Origin of the sequence: Pararhizobium sp. A13, from assembly GCF_040126305.1 — a bacterium.
Taxonomy (GTDB): Bacteria; Pseudomonadota; Alphaproteobacteria; order Rhizobiales; family Rhizobiaceae; genus Pararhizobium.
Window position 1 is genome coordinate 623,857 of the sequence record NZ_CP149510.1, and the last position, 16,352, is coordinate 640,208.

At 62.1% G+C, this 16,352-nt stretch carries 13 protein-coding genes and 1 pseudogene; 4 read left to right on the forward strand and 10 right to left on the reverse strand.

What is annotated here, in order from left to right:
• The first annotated feature begins 45 nt into the window (after nt 1-45).
• The 3 genes from fdhF to WI754_RS02965 all read left to right on the forward strand — a co-directional run bounded on the left by fdhF (nt 46) and on the right by WI754_RS02965 (nt 4,464).
• A complete protein-coding gene (gene fdhF / locus WI754_RS02955; protein WP_349436149.1) occupies nt 46-2,925 on the forward strand; it encodes a formate dehydrogenase subunit alpha in 2,880 nt (959 codons plus the stop codon).
• A 425-nt stretch (nt 2,926-3,350) separates the two neighbouring features.
• Nucleotides 3,351-4,178 (forward strand): formate dehydrogenase accessory sulfurtransferase FdhD, encoded by an 828-nt coding sequence (fdhD, locus tag WI754_RS02960; RefSeq protein WP_349436150.1) that lies wholly within the window; start codon nt 3,351-3,353, stop codon nt 4,176-4,178.
• Nucleotides 4,168-4,464 (forward strand): formate dehydrogenase subunit delta, encoded by a 297-nt coding sequence (locus WI754_RS02965; protein ID WP_349436151.1) that lies wholly within the window; start codon nt 4,168-4,170, stop codon nt 4,462-4,464. The genes fdhD and WI754_RS02965 overlap by 11 nt, the downstream gene beginning before the upstream one ends.
• Here WI754_RS02965 and WI754_RS02970 read toward each other — a convergent pair.
• A complete protein-coding gene (locus WI754_RS02970; RefSeq protein WP_349436152.1) occupies nt 4,454-4,885 on the reverse strand; it encodes an Lrp/AsnC family transcriptional regulator in 432 nt (143 codons plus the stop codon). The two genes, WI754_RS02965 and WI754_RS02970, sit on opposite strands and share 11 nt — an antisense overlap.
• A 124-nt stretch (nt 4,886-5,009) precedes the next feature.
• On the opposite strand from WI754_RS02970, the gene WI754_RS02975 reads away from it, so the two are divergent.
• Nucleotides 5,010-6,113 carry a saccharopine dehydrogenase family protein gene (locus WI754_RS02975; RefSeq protein ID WP_349436153.1) on the forward strand — a complete coding sequence of 368 codons (1,104 nt, stop codon included), beginning with the start codon at nt 5,010-5,012 and terminating at the stop codon, nt 6,111-6,113.
• Nucleotides 6,114-6,373: 260 nt separating this feature from the next.
• On the opposite strand, the gene WI754_RS02980 is transcribed toward WI754_RS02975, so the two are convergent.
• From WI754_RS02980 to WI754_RS03020, 9 genes and pseudogenes are all read right to left on the reverse strand, one after another.
• Nucleotides 6,374-7,801, reverse strand: a complete 1,428-nt coding sequence (locus WI754_RS02980) for a mannose-1-phosphate guanylyltransferase/mannose-6-phosphate isomerase (protein ID WP_349436154.1) — start codon at nt 7,799-7,801, stop codon at nt 6,374-6,376.
• 255 nt (nt 7,802-8,056) lie between these two features.
• Nucleotides 8,057-8,464, reverse strand: coding sequence for a F0F1 ATP synthase subunit epsilon (locus tag WI754_RS02985; RefSeq protein ID WP_349436155.1), 408 nt, complete (start codon nt 8,462-8,464; stop codon nt 8,057-8,059).
• A 132-nt stretch (nt 8,465-8,596) separates the two neighbouring features.
• On the reverse strand, nt 8,597-10,117 hold the full coding sequence (atpD, locus tag WI754_RS02990; RefSeq protein WP_349436156.1) for a F0F1 ATP synthase subunit beta: 1,521 nt from the start codon (nt 10,115-10,117) through the stop codon (nt 8,597-8,599).
• A 24-nt stretch (nt 10,118-10,141) separates the two neighbouring features.
• A complete protein-coding gene (locus WI754_RS02995; RefSeq protein WP_349436157.1) occupies nt 10,142-11,026 on the reverse strand; it encodes a F0F1 ATP synthase subunit gamma in 885 nt (294 codons plus the stop codon).
• A gap of 27 nt (nt 11,027-11,053) precedes the next feature.
• A complete protein-coding gene (locus tag WI754_RS03000; RefSeq protein ID WP_349437707.1) occupies nt 11,054-11,551 on the reverse strand; it encodes a hypothetical protein in 498 nt (165 codons plus the stop codon).
• Nucleotides 11,488-12,582 (reverse strand): annotated as a pseudogene (gene atpA / locus WI754_RS03005) (F0F1 ATP synthase subunit alpha). The gene WI754_RS03000 and the pseudogene atpA overlap by 64 nt, the downstream one beginning before the upstream one ends.
• The gene (locus tag WI754_RS03010) at nt 12,582-13,148 is read right to left on the reverse strand and encodes a F0F1 ATP synthase subunit delta (RefSeq protein WP_349437708.1); all 567 of its coding nucleotides are present in this window, start codon (nt 13,146-13,148) and stop codon (nt 12,582-12,584) included. The pseudogene atpA and the gene WI754_RS03010 overlap by 1 nt, the downstream one beginning before the upstream one ends.
• 262 nt (nt 13,149-13,410) lie before the next feature.
• On the reverse strand, nt 13,411-13,797 hold the full coding sequence (locus tag WI754_RS03015) for a DUF4345 domain-containing protein (RefSeq protein WP_349436158.1): 387 nt from the start codon (nt 13,795-13,797) through the stop codon (nt 13,411-13,413).
• A 327-nt stretch (nt 13,798-14,124) separates the two neighbouring features.
• Nucleotides 14,125-16,329, reverse strand: a complete 2,205-nt coding sequence (locus tag WI754_RS03020) for a primosomal protein N' (RefSeq protein ID WP_349436159.1) — start codon at nt 16,327-16,329, stop codon at nt 14,125-14,127.
• Nucleotides 16,330-16,352 lie beyond the last annotated feature (23 nt).

Below are 16,352 nucleotides of genomic sequence, written 5' to 3' on the forward strand. Positions count from 1 at the left end.
CCCCGCGCGCAAGATTTTCCGTCCTTTCCGTACAGGAGGCCGCCCATGCCCCTCATTTCTGAAATCGACTTCGGCACCCCCGCCTCCCGCTCGGAAAAGATGGTGACGCTCACCATCGATGGCAACGAGATCACCGTGCCCGAGGGCACCTCGATCATGCGCGCGTCGATGGAGGTCGGCATCGAGGTGCCAAAACTCTGCGCCAGCGACATGATGGACTCCTTCGGCTCCTGCCGGCTCTGTCTCGTGGAAATCGAAGGCCGGGCCGGCATGCCCGCCTCTTGCACGACGCCGGTGGCACCCGGAATCAAGGTCTCCACCCAGACCCAGCGGCTGAAGGATGTCCGCCGCGGCGTCATGGAGCTCTACATTTCCGACCACCCGCTCGACTGTCTGACCTGTGCCGCCAATGGCGATTGCGAGTTGCAGGACATGGCCGGCGCGGTCGGCCTGCGCGATGTGCGCTACGGCTATGACGGTGCAAACCACGTCAAGGCGCGAAACAATGGCGGCATCAACGTCAATTGGGCGCCAAAGGACGAATCCAACCCCTATTTCACCTTCGATCCGGCGAAATGCATCGTCTGTTCGCGCTGCGTGCGGGCCTGCGAAGAGGTTCAGGGCACGTTTGCCCTGACGATCGAGGGACGCGGATTCGACAGCCGCGTTTCGGCCGGCATGCATGAAAACTTCCTCGAATCGGAATGCGTCTCCTGCGGCGCCTGTGTCCAGGCCTGTCCGACGGCGACGCTCACCGAAAAGTCGGTGATCGAGATCGGCCAGCCGGAGCATTCGGTCGTCACCACCTGCGCCTATTGTGGCGTCGGCTGTTCCTTCAAGGCGGAAATGCGCGGCGAAGAGCTGGTGCGCATGGTGCCGTGGAAGGACGGCCAGGCCAATCGCGGCCATTCCTGTGTCAAGGGCCGCTTCGCCTATGGCTATTCGACCCACAAGGAACGCATCCTCAACCCGATGATCCGCGAGAAAATCACCGATCCGTGGCGCGAAGTCAGCTGGGAAGAGGCGCTCGCCCACACGGCTGCCGAATTCCGCCGCATCCAGTACCAGCACGGCCGCGATTCGGTCGGCGGCATCACCTCGTCGCGCTGCACCAACGAGGAAACCTACCTCGTCCAGAAGCTGGTGCGCGCCGGTTTCGGCAACAACAATGTCGATACCTGCGCCCGCGTCTGCCACTCGCCGACCGGCTACGGCCTCGGCGCCACCTTTGGCACGTCTGCCGGCACGCAGAACTTCGATTCCGTCGAGCAGACCGATGTGGTCATCATCATCGGCGCCAATCCGACCGACGGCCATCCGGTCTTCGCCTCACGGCTGAAGAAGCGGCTGCGCCAGGGTGCCAAGCTGATCATCATTGATCCGCGCCGCATCGACATGGTCTCCTCGCCGCACATCAAGGCATCGCATCACCTGCCGCTGCGCCCGGGTACCAACGTCGCGGTCATGACATCGCTCGCTCATGTCATCGTCACCGAAGGGCTCTACGACGAAAAGTTCATCCGCGAGCGCTGCGACTGGTCGGAATTCGAGGATTGGGCGGCCTTCGTCGCCGAGCCGCATCACAGCCCGGAGGAAGTCGAAAAGCTTTCCGGCGTCCCGGCAGAGGAAATCCGCGGCGCCGCCCGCCTGTTTGCCACCGGCGGCAATGGCTCGATCTATTACGGCCTCGGCGTTACAGAGCACAGCCAGGGATCGACCACCGTCATGGCGATCGCCAACCTGGCCATGGCGACCGGCAATATCGGCCGCCCCGGCGTCGGCGTAAACCCGCTGCGCGGCCAGAACAACGTCCAGGGTTCCTGCGACATGGGCTCCTTCCCGCACGAACTGCCGGGCTACCGCCACGTGTCGGACGATGCGACGCGCGACATCTTCGAAAAACTCTGGGGCGTGACCATCTCCAACGAACCAGGCCTGCGCATCCCCAACATGCTGGATGCCGCCGTCGATGGCTCGTTCAAGGGCATCTACATCCAGGGCGAGGACATCCTGCAGTCCGACCCGGACACCAAGCATGTCTCGGCCGGTCTGGCCGCGATGGAATGCGTCGTCGTGCAGGACCTGTTCCTCAACGAGACGGCCAACTACGCCCATGTCTTCCTGCCCGGTTCGACCTTCCTCGAAAAGGACGGCACCTTCACCAATGCCGAGCGCCGCATCAACCGCGTGCGCAAAGTGATGACGCCGCGCAACGGCTATGCCGACTGGGAAGTCACGCAGAAGCTGGCGCAGGCGATGGGCCTGAACTGGAACTACAGCCATCCGTCGGAAATCATGGACGAGATCGCCGCGACGACGCCGAGCTTCGCCATGGTCTCCTACGACTATCTGGAGAAAATGGGCTCGGTGCAGTGGCCCTGCAACGAGAAGGCGCCGCTCGGCTCGCCGATCATGCACGTCAACGGTTTCGTGCGCGGCAAGGGCAAGTTCATCCGCACGGAATATGTCGCAACCGACGAGAAGACCGGCCCGCGCTTCCCGCTGCTCCTCACCACCGGCCGCATCCTTTCCCAGTACAATGTCGGCGCCCAGACGCGGCGCACGGACAATGTCGTGTGGCATGAGGAAGACCGGCTGGAAATCCACCCGAACGATGCCGAACTGCGCGGCGTACGCGATGGCGACTGGGTGAAGCTGATGAGCCGCTCCGGCGACACGACACTCAGGGCCTTGATCACCGAGCGCGTCGCTCCCGGCGTCGTCTACACCACCTTCCACCATCCGACGACGCAGGCAAACGTCATCACCACTGACTTCTCCGACTGGGCAACCAACTGTCCGGAATATAAAGTGACCGCCGTGCAGGTATCGCCGTCGAACGGTCCGTCGCAATGGCAGGTCGACTACGACGAACAGGCCCGCCAGTCCCGCCGGATCGCCGGCAAGATGGAGGCTGCGGAGTAGGTCATCGCAATGCTGAATTTGCCGCGCATACCCCCCTCTGTCCCTTCGGGACATCTCCCCCTCAAGGGGGGAGATTGGCTGGGGTGTGCCTCGATCGAGCCCCTCCCTCTTGTGGGGAGGGGTGGGGGAGGGGACTTTCTTTTTATCAAAAAGGAACCCCTCCCCTCCGCTTCGCTCCGACCCTCCCCACAAGGGGGAGGGTTAAACCGAGGCCGTCCGCACCCTCCCTCTTCTCCCCAGCGGGGAGAAAGTGCCCAAAGGGCGGATGAGGGGGTAGCGCGGCACATTCCGTATGCACGGTTGACCGCAGTATTGCTTCCAAGACATCTTTCTGCCGGGCCTCACCGTAGCAAGGCGGCTTCGCCCCCCTCATCCGGCGCTGCGCGCCACCTTCTCCCCGCTGGGGAGAAGAGGGAGCAAGCCGCATGACCGAGTTCAAACTCGCCCACAAGGTTCCCGAGACCGCCCGCCGCAACGGCAAACTCGATGCCGGTTCCCGCGTTGTGCCCGAAGAAACCCCGATCGCCTTCTCCTACGGCGGCTCGACCCATGCCGTGATGATGGCGACGCCCGGCGATTTCGAGGATTTCGCGGTGGGCTTCAGCCTGACGGAGGGGATCATTACCGATCTCTCAGAGATCGAGACGATCGAAGCGGTTCCAGACGAGAAGGGCATCGACCTGCAGATTGTGCTGAAGGATGAGCAGAACGACGCACTCACCGCCCGCCGCCGTCATATGGCCGGGCCGGTCGGCTGCGGGCTGTGCGGCATCGAATCGATCGAGCAGGCCGTGCGCAAGACGCCCTCGGTCTCGGCATCACCGCTACGCCTGTCCGAGGAGCAGATCGTCGAGGCGGTCGCGCTATTGAATGGCCAGCAGCCGCTGCATTTCGAGACGCGGGCCGTGCACGGAGCCGGGTTCTACGTGCCGGGCAAGGGGCTGATCGCCGTGCGCGAAGACGTCGGCCGGCACAATGCGCTCGACAAGTTGGTGGGTGCGGCGGCGCGCGCCGGTTATTCCGGCGCAAGCGGCGCCGTCGTCGTCACCAGCCGCGTTTCCGTCGAGATGGTGCAGAAGACTGCGATCATCGGCAGCCCGTTCATCATCGCCATTTCCGCCCCGACGGCGCTTGCCATCCGAACGGCGGAAGAGGCCGGCATGACGCTGATTGCGCTGGTGCGCGGCGCCGACTTCGAGATTTTCACCCATTCAGACCGTATCCAGTCCGGAGCCATCGCCGATGTCGCTTGATAACACCAATGCCAAACTCGTGCGGATGGCGAACCAGATCGCCACCTTCTTCAAGTCGCAGCCGGAGGCGGAGCGCATCCACGGCGTCGCGACGCACATCAACAAGTTCTGGGAACCGCGTATGCGCAAGGCGTTCTTCGAACTCATCGAACAGGGGGATACTGGTTTCGACCCGATCGTGATCGCCGCCGCCGATATCATCAAGCGCCCCGGCAGCCCGTCTCAAGCGGCCGATTCTCCGGAGCACGTCGATCTCGCCATGCAGCAGGCCGGCTTCAGCGATTGATTCGCGTCGACAGGATGATCGACGACAGGGTCTTCTCGACACCGTCGATCTCGCCAATCCGGTCGATGACCAGATCGAGTTCGCTGATCGAGGATGCGGCAATGATGGCGATCAGATCGAAGCTGCCGCTCACCGAATGCAGCACCCGCACATCCTCGATTGCATGAAGTTCCTGCGTGACCCGCGCCAGCGCCTTCGGTGCGAGCGTGATCAGCACATGCGCCTTGACGAGCCCCTTCTCGAAGGCGTCCGACAGCCGCACGCCATAACCGGCGATCACCCCGTCCCGCTCCAGCCGCTCGATCTTCGCCTGAACGGTGGTGCGCGACAGGCCGAGCTTGCGGGCAAGCAGCGCAGTCGGCATGCGCGCGTTTTCGCTCAGAATTGCAAGAAGCTGCCTGTCCCTGTCCGCCAACGTCATTCTGATCATCCTTTACGGCATATCGCCGATTATTTGGCGGCGTTTCTATCATATCAGAGCTTCATATCAACGACCAGAGCGCCGATACTTGCGTCAGACAGATTCAAGTTTCGGGGGACCCACTATGAAGAACATCGTCGTCATCGGAGCCGGCAAGATCGGCTCGACCATCGCCCGGCTTCTCGCCCATTCCGGCGATTACCACGTGACGCTCGCAGATCGCAGCGCCGAACAACTCGCCATGATCGAAACGCATGACGCGATCACCACCGCCGAGATCGATATCGCCGACAGCAACGCGCTGGTCGGCCTGCTCACCGGCAAGTTCGCAGTTCTCAGCGCCGCCCCATTCCATCTGACGATCGCCATCGCCGAAGCCGCCTCGAAGGCCGGTGTACACTATCTCGATCTCACTGAAGACGTCGAATCCACCCGCCGGGTGAAGGCCATCGCCGAAACGGCGAACACCGCTTTCATCCCGCAGTGCGGACTGGCCCCGGGCTTCATCTCGATCGTCGCCAATGACCTTGCCCATCATTTCGACACGCTCGACAGCGTGCGCATGCGCGTCGGCGCCCTGCCGCAGTACCCCTCCAACGCGCTCAACTATAACCTGACCTGGAGCACGGACGGCGTCATCAACGAATATATCGAGCCCTGCGAGGCGATCGTCGAAGGACAATTGATCGAAGTTCCCGCTCTCGAAGAACGCGAAGAGTTTTCGCTCGATGGGGTGACCTATGAAGCCTTCAATACATCAGGCGGCCTTGGCACGCTCTGCGAAAGCCTCAAGGGCAAGGTCCGCACGCTGAACTACCGCACCATCCGCTATCCCGGCCATGCCGCGATCATGAAGGCCCTGCTCAACGATCTCGGCCTGCGCCATCGCCGCGAAGTGCTGAAGGATATCTTCGAGAACGCGCTGCCCTCGACCATGCAGGATGTCGTCATCATCTTCGTGACCGTCGCCGGCCGCAAGGATGGCCGCCTCGTGCAGGAAACCTATGCCAACAAGGTCTACAGCGCCGTCGTCGCCGGCCGCATGATGAGCGCCATCCAGATCACCACGGCCTGCAGCATCTGCGCCGTGCTCGACATGCTGGCCAAGGGTGAACTGCCATCGAAGGGCTTTATCCGTCAGGAAGAAATCGGCCTCGACGCCTTCCTCAAAAGCCGTTTCGGCCATCACTACGAGCAGAAAGCCTACGCGGACAAAATGGCAAGCTGACCTGCGGGGAAACGCGGGCGCATGATGCCGAAAAGTGCGAAGCGGTTTTCGGACAACATCATGCCAAGACAGCAACAAGACCATGGACCGCAACGCCCGGGATTTTCAAAATCCCGGGCGTTTTCGTTTCATCGTTCCCGAAATTGTACGCCTCGGATGGGAACTCCGTTGGCGTCGAGGCAAGACGGTGCGGCACATGCCTTCTCCCCGCCCGCCGCGGGGAAAAGGTGGCCGACAGGCCGGATGAGGGGCCGAGACGCTTATGTCCGGCCGAATTCGTCGGCTAGCCGGACGGTATCGTCGTCCTTGAGATAGGAGCCGGTCTGCACCTCGATCAGTTCCAGCGGGATCTTGCCAGGATTGGTCAGCCGGTGCACGACGCCCTGCGGGATATAGACGGACTCATTTTCATGCAGCAGGCGGGTCTCGCCATTGATGGTGATTTCCGCCGTGCCGCGCACGACGATCCAGTGTTCCGAACGATGATGATGCTTCTGCAGAGAGATCTTGCGCCCGGGCCTGACATGCAGCCGCTTCACCTCGAACCGTTCGCCGCTGAGCACCGAAGAGACGTCACCCCAGGGGCGATAGGAGGTCGGGTGTGTTTCCGTCAGCGGCCGCGTTTTGGCCGACAGGGCAAGTTTCTTGACGATTTTGCCGACGTCCTGGCTGTCTTTGAGGTGTCCGACATACACGGCGTCTTCGCTGGCGATAACGGCGACATCCTCGAGCCCGTGTACGGCGAGATGAATATCCCGCGACAGGACGAGAGAGTTGCGGGTATTGCTCACCGAAGCATTTTCGCCAACAACATTGCCCTCGTCGTCCTTTTCGCCGATGGCCCAGACGGAGTCCCAGCTGCCAAGGTCGGACCAGCTGAAGGACGATGGGACGACCGCCGCATTGGGTGTGTTTTCAAAGACCGCATAGTCTACCGAAATATCCGGTGCCTGCGAGAAAGCAGCCTCGTCAAGGCGATCGAAATCGAGATCGTGCTTCGTGTCCTGGATCGCCCGCTGCGCCGCATCGTGCACGGCCGGTGCATAACGCAGGATTTCCGCCAGGAACTGGCCGACGGGCAGCATGAACATGCCGGAGTTCCAGAGGTACCGGCCGCTCGCCAGCAACTCCTCAGCGCGCTCGCGGTTCGGCTTCTCGACGAAGCGGGCGACTGTCCTCGCACCGGTCTCCAGCGCGGCGCCCGTTTCGATGTAACCGTAGCCGGTTGCGGGCTCGGTCGGCTCGATGCCGAACGTCACCAGTTTTCCAGCCTTCGCGGTATCGCGCGCAATGCGGATGCAATCGAAATAATGTTCGCCGGCATCGATCTCGTGATCCGAAGCCAGAACCTGCATGATCGCGTCATCGCCGTATTCACGCAGCACGACGAAGGCGGCGGCGGCAAGCGCCGGTGCGGTGTTGCGGGCAATCGGTTCCAGAAGGATGCTCGACAGCGGCGCCTCGAGCGCGCGAGCCTGCTCGGCAACGATGAAGCGGAACTCGGCATTGGTGACGACGACGGCCGGCGCGTACCAATCCGGGTCTGCCACCCGCTGCAAGGTTTTCTGGAACAGCGAATGATCGCCAAGAAACTGGAGAAACTGCTTGGGCGCCGCCGAGCGCGACAGCGGCCACAGCCGCGTTCCCTTGCCGCCGGCCATGATGACCGGCACGATCTTCGAAGACATGCGCATCCTCTTGTCTCTTGTCTCTGGTCGGGCCATCCGCCCGAATATCAAAAACCGCCTGCGACGGGCGCAGCCTAACGGAAAACGAAGGTATGTAAATTCATTTCGCAGATGCGAGAATTTATGAAATCAAAGTGTTAACACGGTGGCGGCCGGCCTGAAAAGACACCGGCCTTGTAGCATGTATGGTGAAAATCGAAACGGCAGGCAATAAAAAACCCCGCCGGGGCGGGGTTGGAAAGTCACTCGAAGCAATCAGAAGGCAACGAGAATGCCATTCAGCTGGGTAAGCTCGCTCAGGAACGTCTCGACTCGTGTACGCTGCTCATCGCTGTGCGCGAGGTCCTCGAGTTCAACCTTGGCTGCCTCGATACGCCTTTCGATCAGGGTCCGATCAACTTCCTCGGCCGGCACGGCAGATTCGGCGAGCAGCGTGCAACCCGTCGGCACGATGTCGGCGAAGCCGCCGAACACGACGTAACGGCTGACCTTGCCGTCGGCGGCCTTCACCGTCACGACACCCGGCTTGATCGTCGTCATCGTCGGCGCATGATTGGCCATGACGGTCATCTCGCCTTCCGTTGCCGGAAGGACCACTTCGCTGACGCGCTCCGACAGCAGAAGACGTTCCGGAGAGACGAGTTCGAAATTGAAATCAGCCATGATCATTCGCTTCTTTTGGAGCTACCGGCTCAAACCCGCCGGCAGAGAATTCCGTTCGGCGCAGCCGGATCTTGCCGGCCGCAGCGATTGACGAACGGGGCGCGCCCATTCGGGCGCCCCGTTCGAAATTCATCAAGCAGCTTCAGCAGCCAGCTTCTTGGCCTTTTCGATCGCTTCTTCGATGGAACCGACCATGTAGAAGGCGGCTTCCGGAAGGTGGTCGTAATCGCCGTTGACGAGGCCCTTGAAGCCCTTGATCGTATCTTCGAGCGCAACCAGCTTGCCCGGCGAACCGGTGAAGACTTCGGCGACGAAGAACGGCTGCGACAGGAAGCGCTCGATCTTGCGGGCGCGGGCAACGGCCAGCTTGTCTTCTTCCGACAGTTCGTCCATCCCGAGGATGGCGATGATGTCCTGGAGCGACTTGTAGCGCTGCAGGGTCGTCTGCACCTTGCGCGACACTTCGTAGTGCTCTTCGCCGACAACCATCGGGTCAAGCATGCGCGAGGTCGAGTCGAGCGGGTCAACGGCCGGGTAGATACCCTTTTCGGCGATCGACCGCGACAGAACCGTCGTTGCGTCCAGATGGGCGAACGAGGTTGCCGGCGCCGGGTCGGTCAAGTCGTCGGCCGGAACGTAGATGGCCTGAACCGAGGTGATCGAGCCCTTGGTCGTCGTGGTGATGCGTTCCTGCATCTGGCCCATGTCGGTGGCGAGCGTCGGTTGATAACCAACGGCCGAAGGAATACGGCCGAGAAGAGCCGACACTTCGGAACCTGCCTGGGTGAAGCGGAAGATGTTGTCCACGAAGAACAGAACGTCCTGGCCTTCGTCGCGGAACTGTTCGGCGATCGTCAGACCCGTCAGAGCGACGCGAGCGCGGGCGCCCGGCGGCTCGTTCATCTGGCCGTAGACGAGGGCTGCCTTCGAGCCTTCGCCGCCGCCATGCTTGTTCACGCCGGATTCGATCATTTCGTGGTAGAGGTCGTTGCCTTCGCGGGTACGTTCACCCACGCCTGCGAATACCGAGTAACCACCGTGCGCCTTGGCGACGTTGTTGATCAGTTCCATGATGAGAACGGTCTTGCCGACGCCGGCGCCACCGAAAAGGCCGATCTTGCCGCCCTTGGCGTAAGGCGCGAGCAGATCGACGACCTTGATGCCGGTAACGAGGATCTGCGCTTCGGTCGACTGCTCGACGTAGCTCGGTGCTTCCTGGTGGATGGCGCGCTTGCCCGAGGTAACCAGCGGACCAGCTTCGTCAACCGGCTCGCCGATGACGTTCATGATGCGGCCGAGCGTTTCGAGACCGACCGGAACGGTGATCGGGGAGCCCGTATCGGTAACCGGCTGACCGCGAACCAGACCTTCGGTCGAGTCCATGGCGATAGTACGGACCGCGTTTTCGCCGAGGTGCTGGGCAACTTCGAGAACGAGGCGGTTGCCATGGTTGTCGGTTTCCAGCGCGTTGAGGATCTGCGGCAGCTGGCCTTCTTCGAAGGTCACGTCGACGACGGCGCCGATGACCTGCGTGACGCGACCGACTGCACCCGCCGATGCGATGACTGCGGATGCCTTTACAGCCGCAGGCTTGCGGGCTGCTGCGGGCTTCTTCGCCGCTGCTGTATCTGTGGGGGTAGCTGCCTTAGCCATAATCCTTACCCTCTTTCCGTAACCTTAGAGCGCTTCCGCGCCCGAAATGATTTCAATGAGTTCCTTGGTGATCTGAGCCTGGCGCTGACGGTTGTAGGAGAGTGTCAGCTTGTTGATCATTTCACCGGCATTGCGCGTGGCGTTGTCCATCGCGCTCATCTTGGCACCCATTTCACCGGCAACATTTTCGAGCAGAGCCCGGAAAACCTGCACCGAAATGTTGCGCGGAATGAGATCGCTGAGGATCTCGCCCGCGTCGGGCTCGTATTCGTAGATCGCAGCCGCGCCGGCCTCCGCCGAAGCCGACTCTGCCGGAACGGCAGAGGGGATCAGCTGGAGCGCAGAGGGAACCTGGCTGATGACCGACTTGAACTCCGAATAGAACAGCGTGCAGACATCGAACTCGTCCTTTTCGAACAGACCGATGATCTTCTTGCCGATCTGGTCGGCGTTTTCGAAGCCGATCTTCTTGACTTCACGCAGGTCGACGCGGTCGATGATCAACGAGGCGAATTCGCGACGCAGGATATCGAAGCCCTTCTTGCCGACGCAGATGATCTTCACCGTCTTGCCATCGGCAAGCAGCTTGCGCACGTGGTCACGGGCGTAGCGGGCGATCTGCGAGTTGAAGCCGCCGCAAAGACCGCGTTCCGCCGTGCAGACCACGAGCAGGTGCGTCTGGTCGCGGCCGTTGCCGGTCATCAGGCGCGGCGCGCTGTCGTCCGAACCCACAGCCTGAGCGATGTTCGAGAGAACCGCGCTCATTCGCTGCGAATAAGGCCGGGCGGCCTCGGCCGCCTCCTGGGCACGCCGAAGCTTCGCCGCGGCGACCATTTTCATCGCCTTGGTGATCTTCTGCGTCGCCTTGACGGAGGCGATCCTGTTTTTCAGATCCTTAAGTGAAGGCATCCGTTATCCGTCCTAAATGGAACCCGATCAGGCGAAGGATTTCGCGAACGTGTCGATGGCAGCCTTGAGCTTGCCCTTCACGTCATCGCTGATTGCCTTGTCCTTGCGGATAGCTTCAAGAATGTCCTTGCCTTCGGAACGCATGTACGACAGCAGACCCTGCTCAAACGCGCCAACCTTGTTGACGGCGATCTTGTCGAGGTAGCCGTTCACGCCAGCGAAGATGACCGCGACCTGCTCTTCCGTCTTCAGCGGCGAGAACTGCGGCTGCTTCAGGAGTTCGGTCAGGCGGGCACCGCGGTTCAGGAGGCGCTGCGTCGCAGCGTCGAGGTCCGAACCGAACTGGGCAAAGGCGGCCATTTCGCGATACTGGGCAAGTTCGCCCTTGATCGAGCCGGCAACCTGCTTCATCGCCTTAACCTGAGCGGCCGAACCCACGCGGGAGACCGACAGACCGACGTTCACGGCCGGGCGGATGCCCTGGTAGAACAGGTCGGTTTCAAGGAAGATCTGGCCGTCGGTGATCGAGATCACGTTGGTCGGGATGAACGCCGAAACGTCGTTGCCCTGCGTTTCGATGACCGCAGAGCCGTCAGCGAACCAGCACCCTTTTCGTCCGACAGCTTTGCAGCGCGCTCGAGAAGGCGGGAGTGCAGGTAGAAAACGTCGCCCGGGTAAGCTTCGCGGCCCGGCGGGCGGCGCAGCAGCAGCGACATCTGGCGATAGGAAACGGCCTGCTTGGACAGGTCGTCATAGCCGATGAGAGCGTGCATGCCGTTGTCGCGGAAGTATTCGCCCATGGCGCAACCGGCGAACGGTGCAAGGTACTGCATCGGCGCCGGATCGGAAGCCGTCGCAGCGACGATGATCGAGTACTTCAGCGCGCCGCGCTCTTCGAGCACCTTGACGAACTGCGCAACGGTCGAGCGCTTCTGGCCGATAGCGACGTAGACGCAGTACAGCTTTTCGCTGTCCGGACCGTTGTCGTGGATGGCCTTCTGGTTCAGAATCGTGTCGAGGATGATCGCCGTCTTGCCAGTCTGGCGGTCGCCGATGACGAGCTCGCGCTGGCCGCGGCCGACCGGGATCAGAGCGTCGATGGCCTTGAGGCCGGTCGACATCGGCTCATGAACCGACTTGCGCGGGATGATGCCCGGAGCCTTGACGTCAACGCGCGAGCGCTGCTTGGCATTGATCGGGCCCTTCCCGTCGATCGGGTTGCCGAGCGCGTCGACGACGCGGCCGAGCAATTCCGGACCAACCGGCACGTCAACGATGGCGCCGGTCCGCTTAACGGTGTCGCCTTCCTTGATTTCACGGTCGGCGCCGAAAATAACGACACCGACGTTGTCGGCTTCGAGGTTCAGCGCCATGCCGCGAATTCCACCCGGGAATTCAACCATCTCGCCAGCCTGGACGTTGTCCAGACCGTAGACGCGGGCAATACCGTCACCGACGGAGAGCACCTGACCGACTTCGGAGACTACCGCCTCCTGGCCGAAGTTTTTGATTTGATCTTTCAGAATTGCGGAAATTTCCGCGGCGCGGATATCCATCAGCCGACCTCTTTCAGTGCAAGCTTAAGGCTCGAGAGCTTTGTGCGAAGGGAAGTGTCAATCTGGCGGGACCCGACCTTGACGATCAAACCACCGAGAATAGACGGATCGACGGTGACGTTGACCGCCACGTCTTTGCCGGTGACGCCCTTGAGCGCCGCCTTCAATTCAGTTTGCTGCGCTGCCGTCAGCGCATGGGCCGAAGTCACTTCAGCGGCAACCTCGCCCCGATGACGGGCGGCAGTTTCGCGATACGACTTGACGATGCCGGGAACCGCGAACAGGCGGCGATTGCGTGCAACAACTTTCAGGAAGTTGCCGACCAGACCCGCGATGCCGGCCTTCGCGACGATCGCGGAAATGGCCTTGAACTGGTCGTCGGCGGAAAAGACCGGGCTGACAATGAGACGCTTCAGATCGGCACTGTCATCGATCATGCGCTGGAACGTATCCAGATCAGACCCGACGCTCTCCACCGATCCCGCTTCCAGCGCGAGATCGAAAAGCGAAGACGCGTACCTTTCTGCAACACCGGAAATAAGCTGGGATGTGTCTGCCACGGGCACAAGCTTCTCTGATTTTAATCCAAGGGCGATGTCTGCGGAGAACCGTAAACCCAACACCTTGAATTTGTTGCTATATTTTAAAGGATGCACAGGCCGGGCGGCCTGCTTCCCCCACAAGTCGCGGTTCGTCTAGCATAGGATATCTGGACTCGCAACACGCGAAGAGCACGAATGCGCGATAAGTCTGCATCCTTTTGGCCAAATTTTGCCAAAAATTGGGTATGAGCTGACGACGTCTCCCTGTGCCCGCGCCAAAACGCCCTCAGGTGAGGCCGAAGACATAGGCCAGGGGTAAAGCCGCAAGTACGATCTGAACAATCAGGAACAGCCAGTTCACAACCGTATTGCCGCTATCCGACAGCATCGAGAGGATGCGGCCGAAGGCGGCGAGCGCGAAGGCGGCACCGAGCGCCAGATAGACCATCGGCTGGGCGAGAAGGAGGGCTGCGATGCCAAGCCCGAGATGAAAGCCGCCCATGGTCGAGCGCGCCTCGGCATAACCACCCCGCCGGCCTTCGCGCAGATCAATGCCCACAGCACGAAAGGCGACGCCCGGGACAAAGAGAAACAGAAGCCCGATCAAAGCGGTGACGACGGCCGCACAGAACGCCAGGAATTCTCCCGTCTCCGTCGGAATGTAGAACTCCATGGCATGCCCCCGCTTCAGCCTGATTTCCCTCATCTAACCCAAGTGCGTATGAAAGGGAATCAGCAGACAAGCGAAATTCGACGACGCCTCGCACACCTTTCGAACGCTTGGCTGAACTGCCAAGTTAGGTCGGCACCCATTCTCCTCCGTCATCCCTGTGCCTGTCACATGGATCCCGCCGCGCGTCGAGAAGACTTTTGTCTCCGACGGCAGAGAGTCTTCAGCGCCGCAGACGCGGCGCTGCTGGATCCCCGAACTCGCTGCGCTCGCCCGAGGATGACGGAGGATTTACCAGCGGCAAGAGAGGAAGAACGGCCTGCTGCCACCTCACAGAAAACTCTGCGGATCGATGTCGAGCTGGACGCTGACCGAGCCGCGCACCTTTGGTCCGCTGGCGAGCATGGTCTTCACGAACGCCTGCATGTCGCTGTTGCGGCGGCCGTGCACCAGAAGGCGGAAGCGATGGCGGCCGCGGATGAGCGCAAGCGGCGCTTCGGCGGGCCCGAGAATACTGATGCCGCTGACGCGGGGTGCGGCCTGCCGCAGACCGCGCGCATGGCCTTCGGCATCAGCGCGGGTGTCCGCCGAAACGATAACGGAGGCCAGCCGTCCGAACGGCGGCAAGAGCGCCTTCTCGCGCTCGTTGATCTCGCGCTCGTAAAAGGCCTCCGAATCGCCGGAGACGATTGCCTGCATCACCGGATGCTGCGGCTGGTAGGTCTGCAGCAGACCGAGCGACTTCAGACCCGTGCGCCCTGCCCGGCCCGTGACCTGGCTCAAGAGCTGGAACGTTCGCTCAGCCGCCCGCGGATCCCCATTGGCAAGACCGATATCGGCATCGACGATGCCGACGAAGGTCATCATCGGAAAATTATGCCCCTTGGCGACAAGCTGCGTGCCGACGACGATATCCGCCTCACCGCGGGCAATGGCGTCCAGTTCCAGCCTGAGCCGCTTGACCCCCATCAGGTCGGAGGAGAGCACGATGGTACGGGCGTCGGGAAAATGCCGGTCGACCTCTTCGGCGATGCGTTCGACGCCGGGACCGCAGGCAACCAGATGATCGAACGTGCCGCATTCGGGGCACGCTTCCGGCGTCCTTTCCGAATAACCGCAGTGATGGCACTGGATCTGACCGCGGAACCGGTGCTCGACCAGCCAGCTCGAACAATCCGGGCACTGGAAGCGATGGCCGCAAACGCGGCAGAGCGTCAGCGGCGCATAACCGCGGCGATTGAGGAACAGCAGTGCCTGTTCGCCGCGCCCGACGGCCTTGCCGATCTGGTTGAGCAGCACCGGCGACAGGAAGCCGCCGCGCGCCGGCGGATGCCGGCGCATATCGACCACGCCGAGATCGGGGAGCGCCGCATCACCAAAACGCGTCGGCAAATGGATCGGCCTGTAGCGGCCGAGATCGCCGTTCACCCGACTCTCGACCGAAGGTGTCGCCGAGACCAGCACGATCGGAAAATCGCCGATACGGGCACGCACAACCGCCATGTCGCGCGCATTGTAGAAGACGCGGTCTTCTTGCTTGTAGGCCGGGTCATGTTCCTCATCGACAACGATCAGGCCGAGATTCTCGAATGGCAGGAAAAGCGCGGAGCGGGCTCCGGCGACGACACGCACGCCACCCTCCGTCACCTGCCGCCAGACTTTTTCACGGGTGCGCGGGGCAAGGTCGGAATGCCATTCGGCCGGTTTCGAGCCGAAGCGATCCTGGAATCGCTCGAGGAAGCTCGCCGTCAGCGCGATTTCCGGCAAAAGGATCAGCACCTGCTTGCCGGCTTTCAGCGTCGCGGCGATCGCCTCGAAATAGACCTCGGTCTTGCCGGAGCCGGTGATGCCGTCGATCAGCGAGACGGAGAAGCCCCCGGTTTCGACACTCTCCAGCAGGTCCTGTGCCGCCTGTTTCTGCGGTCCTTCGAGGCGATGCTCGACATAGTCCGGATCGGGCGCTGCCACCACCGGCGGCGGCGCCATGAAGACGGTTTCGAACACGCCCTGCGCCACGAGCCCGTCGATGACGCTCGAAGACGTGCCGGCCGCATGCGCCAAGCCCGATCGCGTCCAGGCAAACCCGTTGTCGGCGGCAGCGATCACCCGCTCGCGCGCCAACGTCATGCGCTCGGGCCGGGTATCAGTGAGCCGTAGCCCCTCGACCATCGGCTCGGGATCGAAGGCGGCGGGCGCGCGCAGCGCCATGCGGGCGACGAGGCCGGGTGGCGAGACGGTGTAAGCGGCGACCCAGTCGAGGAAGGCGCGCATGTCTTTCGCCAGCGGTGGGCAATCGAAGACCTGGGTGATGGCCTTGAGCTTCTTCGGATCGATGCCGTCATCCTCAACGCCGTCCCAGACCACGCCCATCACCTGGCGGGGTCCGAGCGGCACCTGCACGATCGACCCGGGTTCGACGGCCATTCCTTCCTGCACGGCATAGGAATAGGCTTTCGGGGCGGGCATCGGCACCAGAACGGGCACGACCCTGCGGGCAAACAGGCCGTCAAACAAATCGGTCGAATCTTCGGTCATCGGCCGTGACCTTGCCTTCGGAT

What these genes read in the sequence shown, in the direction of transcription:
- WI754_RS02975 (WP_349436153.1), top strand. Translation starts at nt 5,010, where the DNA reads ATGAAGAACATCGTCGTCATCGGAGCCGGCAAGATCGGCTCGACCATC.
- fdhF (WP_349436149.1), top strand. Translation starts at nt 46, where the DNA reads ATGCCCCTCATTTCTGAAATCGACTTCGGCACCCCCGCCTCCCGCTCG.
- fdhD (WP_349436150.1), top strand. Translation starts at nt 3,351, where the DNA reads ATGACCGAGTTCAAACTCGCCCACAAGGTTCCCGAGACCGCCCGCCGC.
- WI754_RS02980 (WP_349436154.1), bottom strand. Translation starts at nt 7,801, where the DNA reads ATGTCTTCGAAGATCGTGCCGGTCATCATGGCCGGCGGCAAGGGAACG.
- WI754_RS02985 (WP_349436155.1), bottom strand. Translation starts at nt 8,464, where the DNA reads ATGGCTGATTTCAATTTCGAACTCGTCTCTCCGGAACGTCTTCTGCTG.
- WI754_RS03015 (WP_349436158.1), bottom strand. Translation starts at nt 13,797, where the DNA reads ATGGAGTTCTACATTCCGACGGAGACGGGAGAATTCCTGGCGTTCTGT.
- WI754_RS02995 (WP_349436157.1), bottom strand. Translation starts at nt 11,026, where the DNA reads ATGCCTTCACTTAAGGATCTGAAAAACAGGATCGCCTCCGTCAAGGCG.
- atpD (WP_349436156.1), bottom strand. Translation starts at nt 10,117, where the DNA reads ATGGCTAAGGCAGCTACCCCCACAGATACAGCAGCGGCGAAGAAGCCC.
- WI754_RS02970 (WP_349436152.1), bottom strand. Translation starts at nt 4,885, where the DNA reads ATGACGTTGGCGGACAGGGACAGGCAGCTTCTTGCAATTCTGAGCGAA.
- WI754_RS02965 (WP_349436151.1), top strand. Translation starts at nt 4,168, where the DNA reads ATGTCGCTTGATAACACCAATGCCAAACTCGTGCGGATGGCGAACCAG.
- WI754_RS03020 (WP_349436159.1), bottom strand. Translation starts at nt 16,329, where the DNA reads ATGACCGAAGATTCGACCGATTTGTTTGACGGCCTGTTTGCCCGCAGG.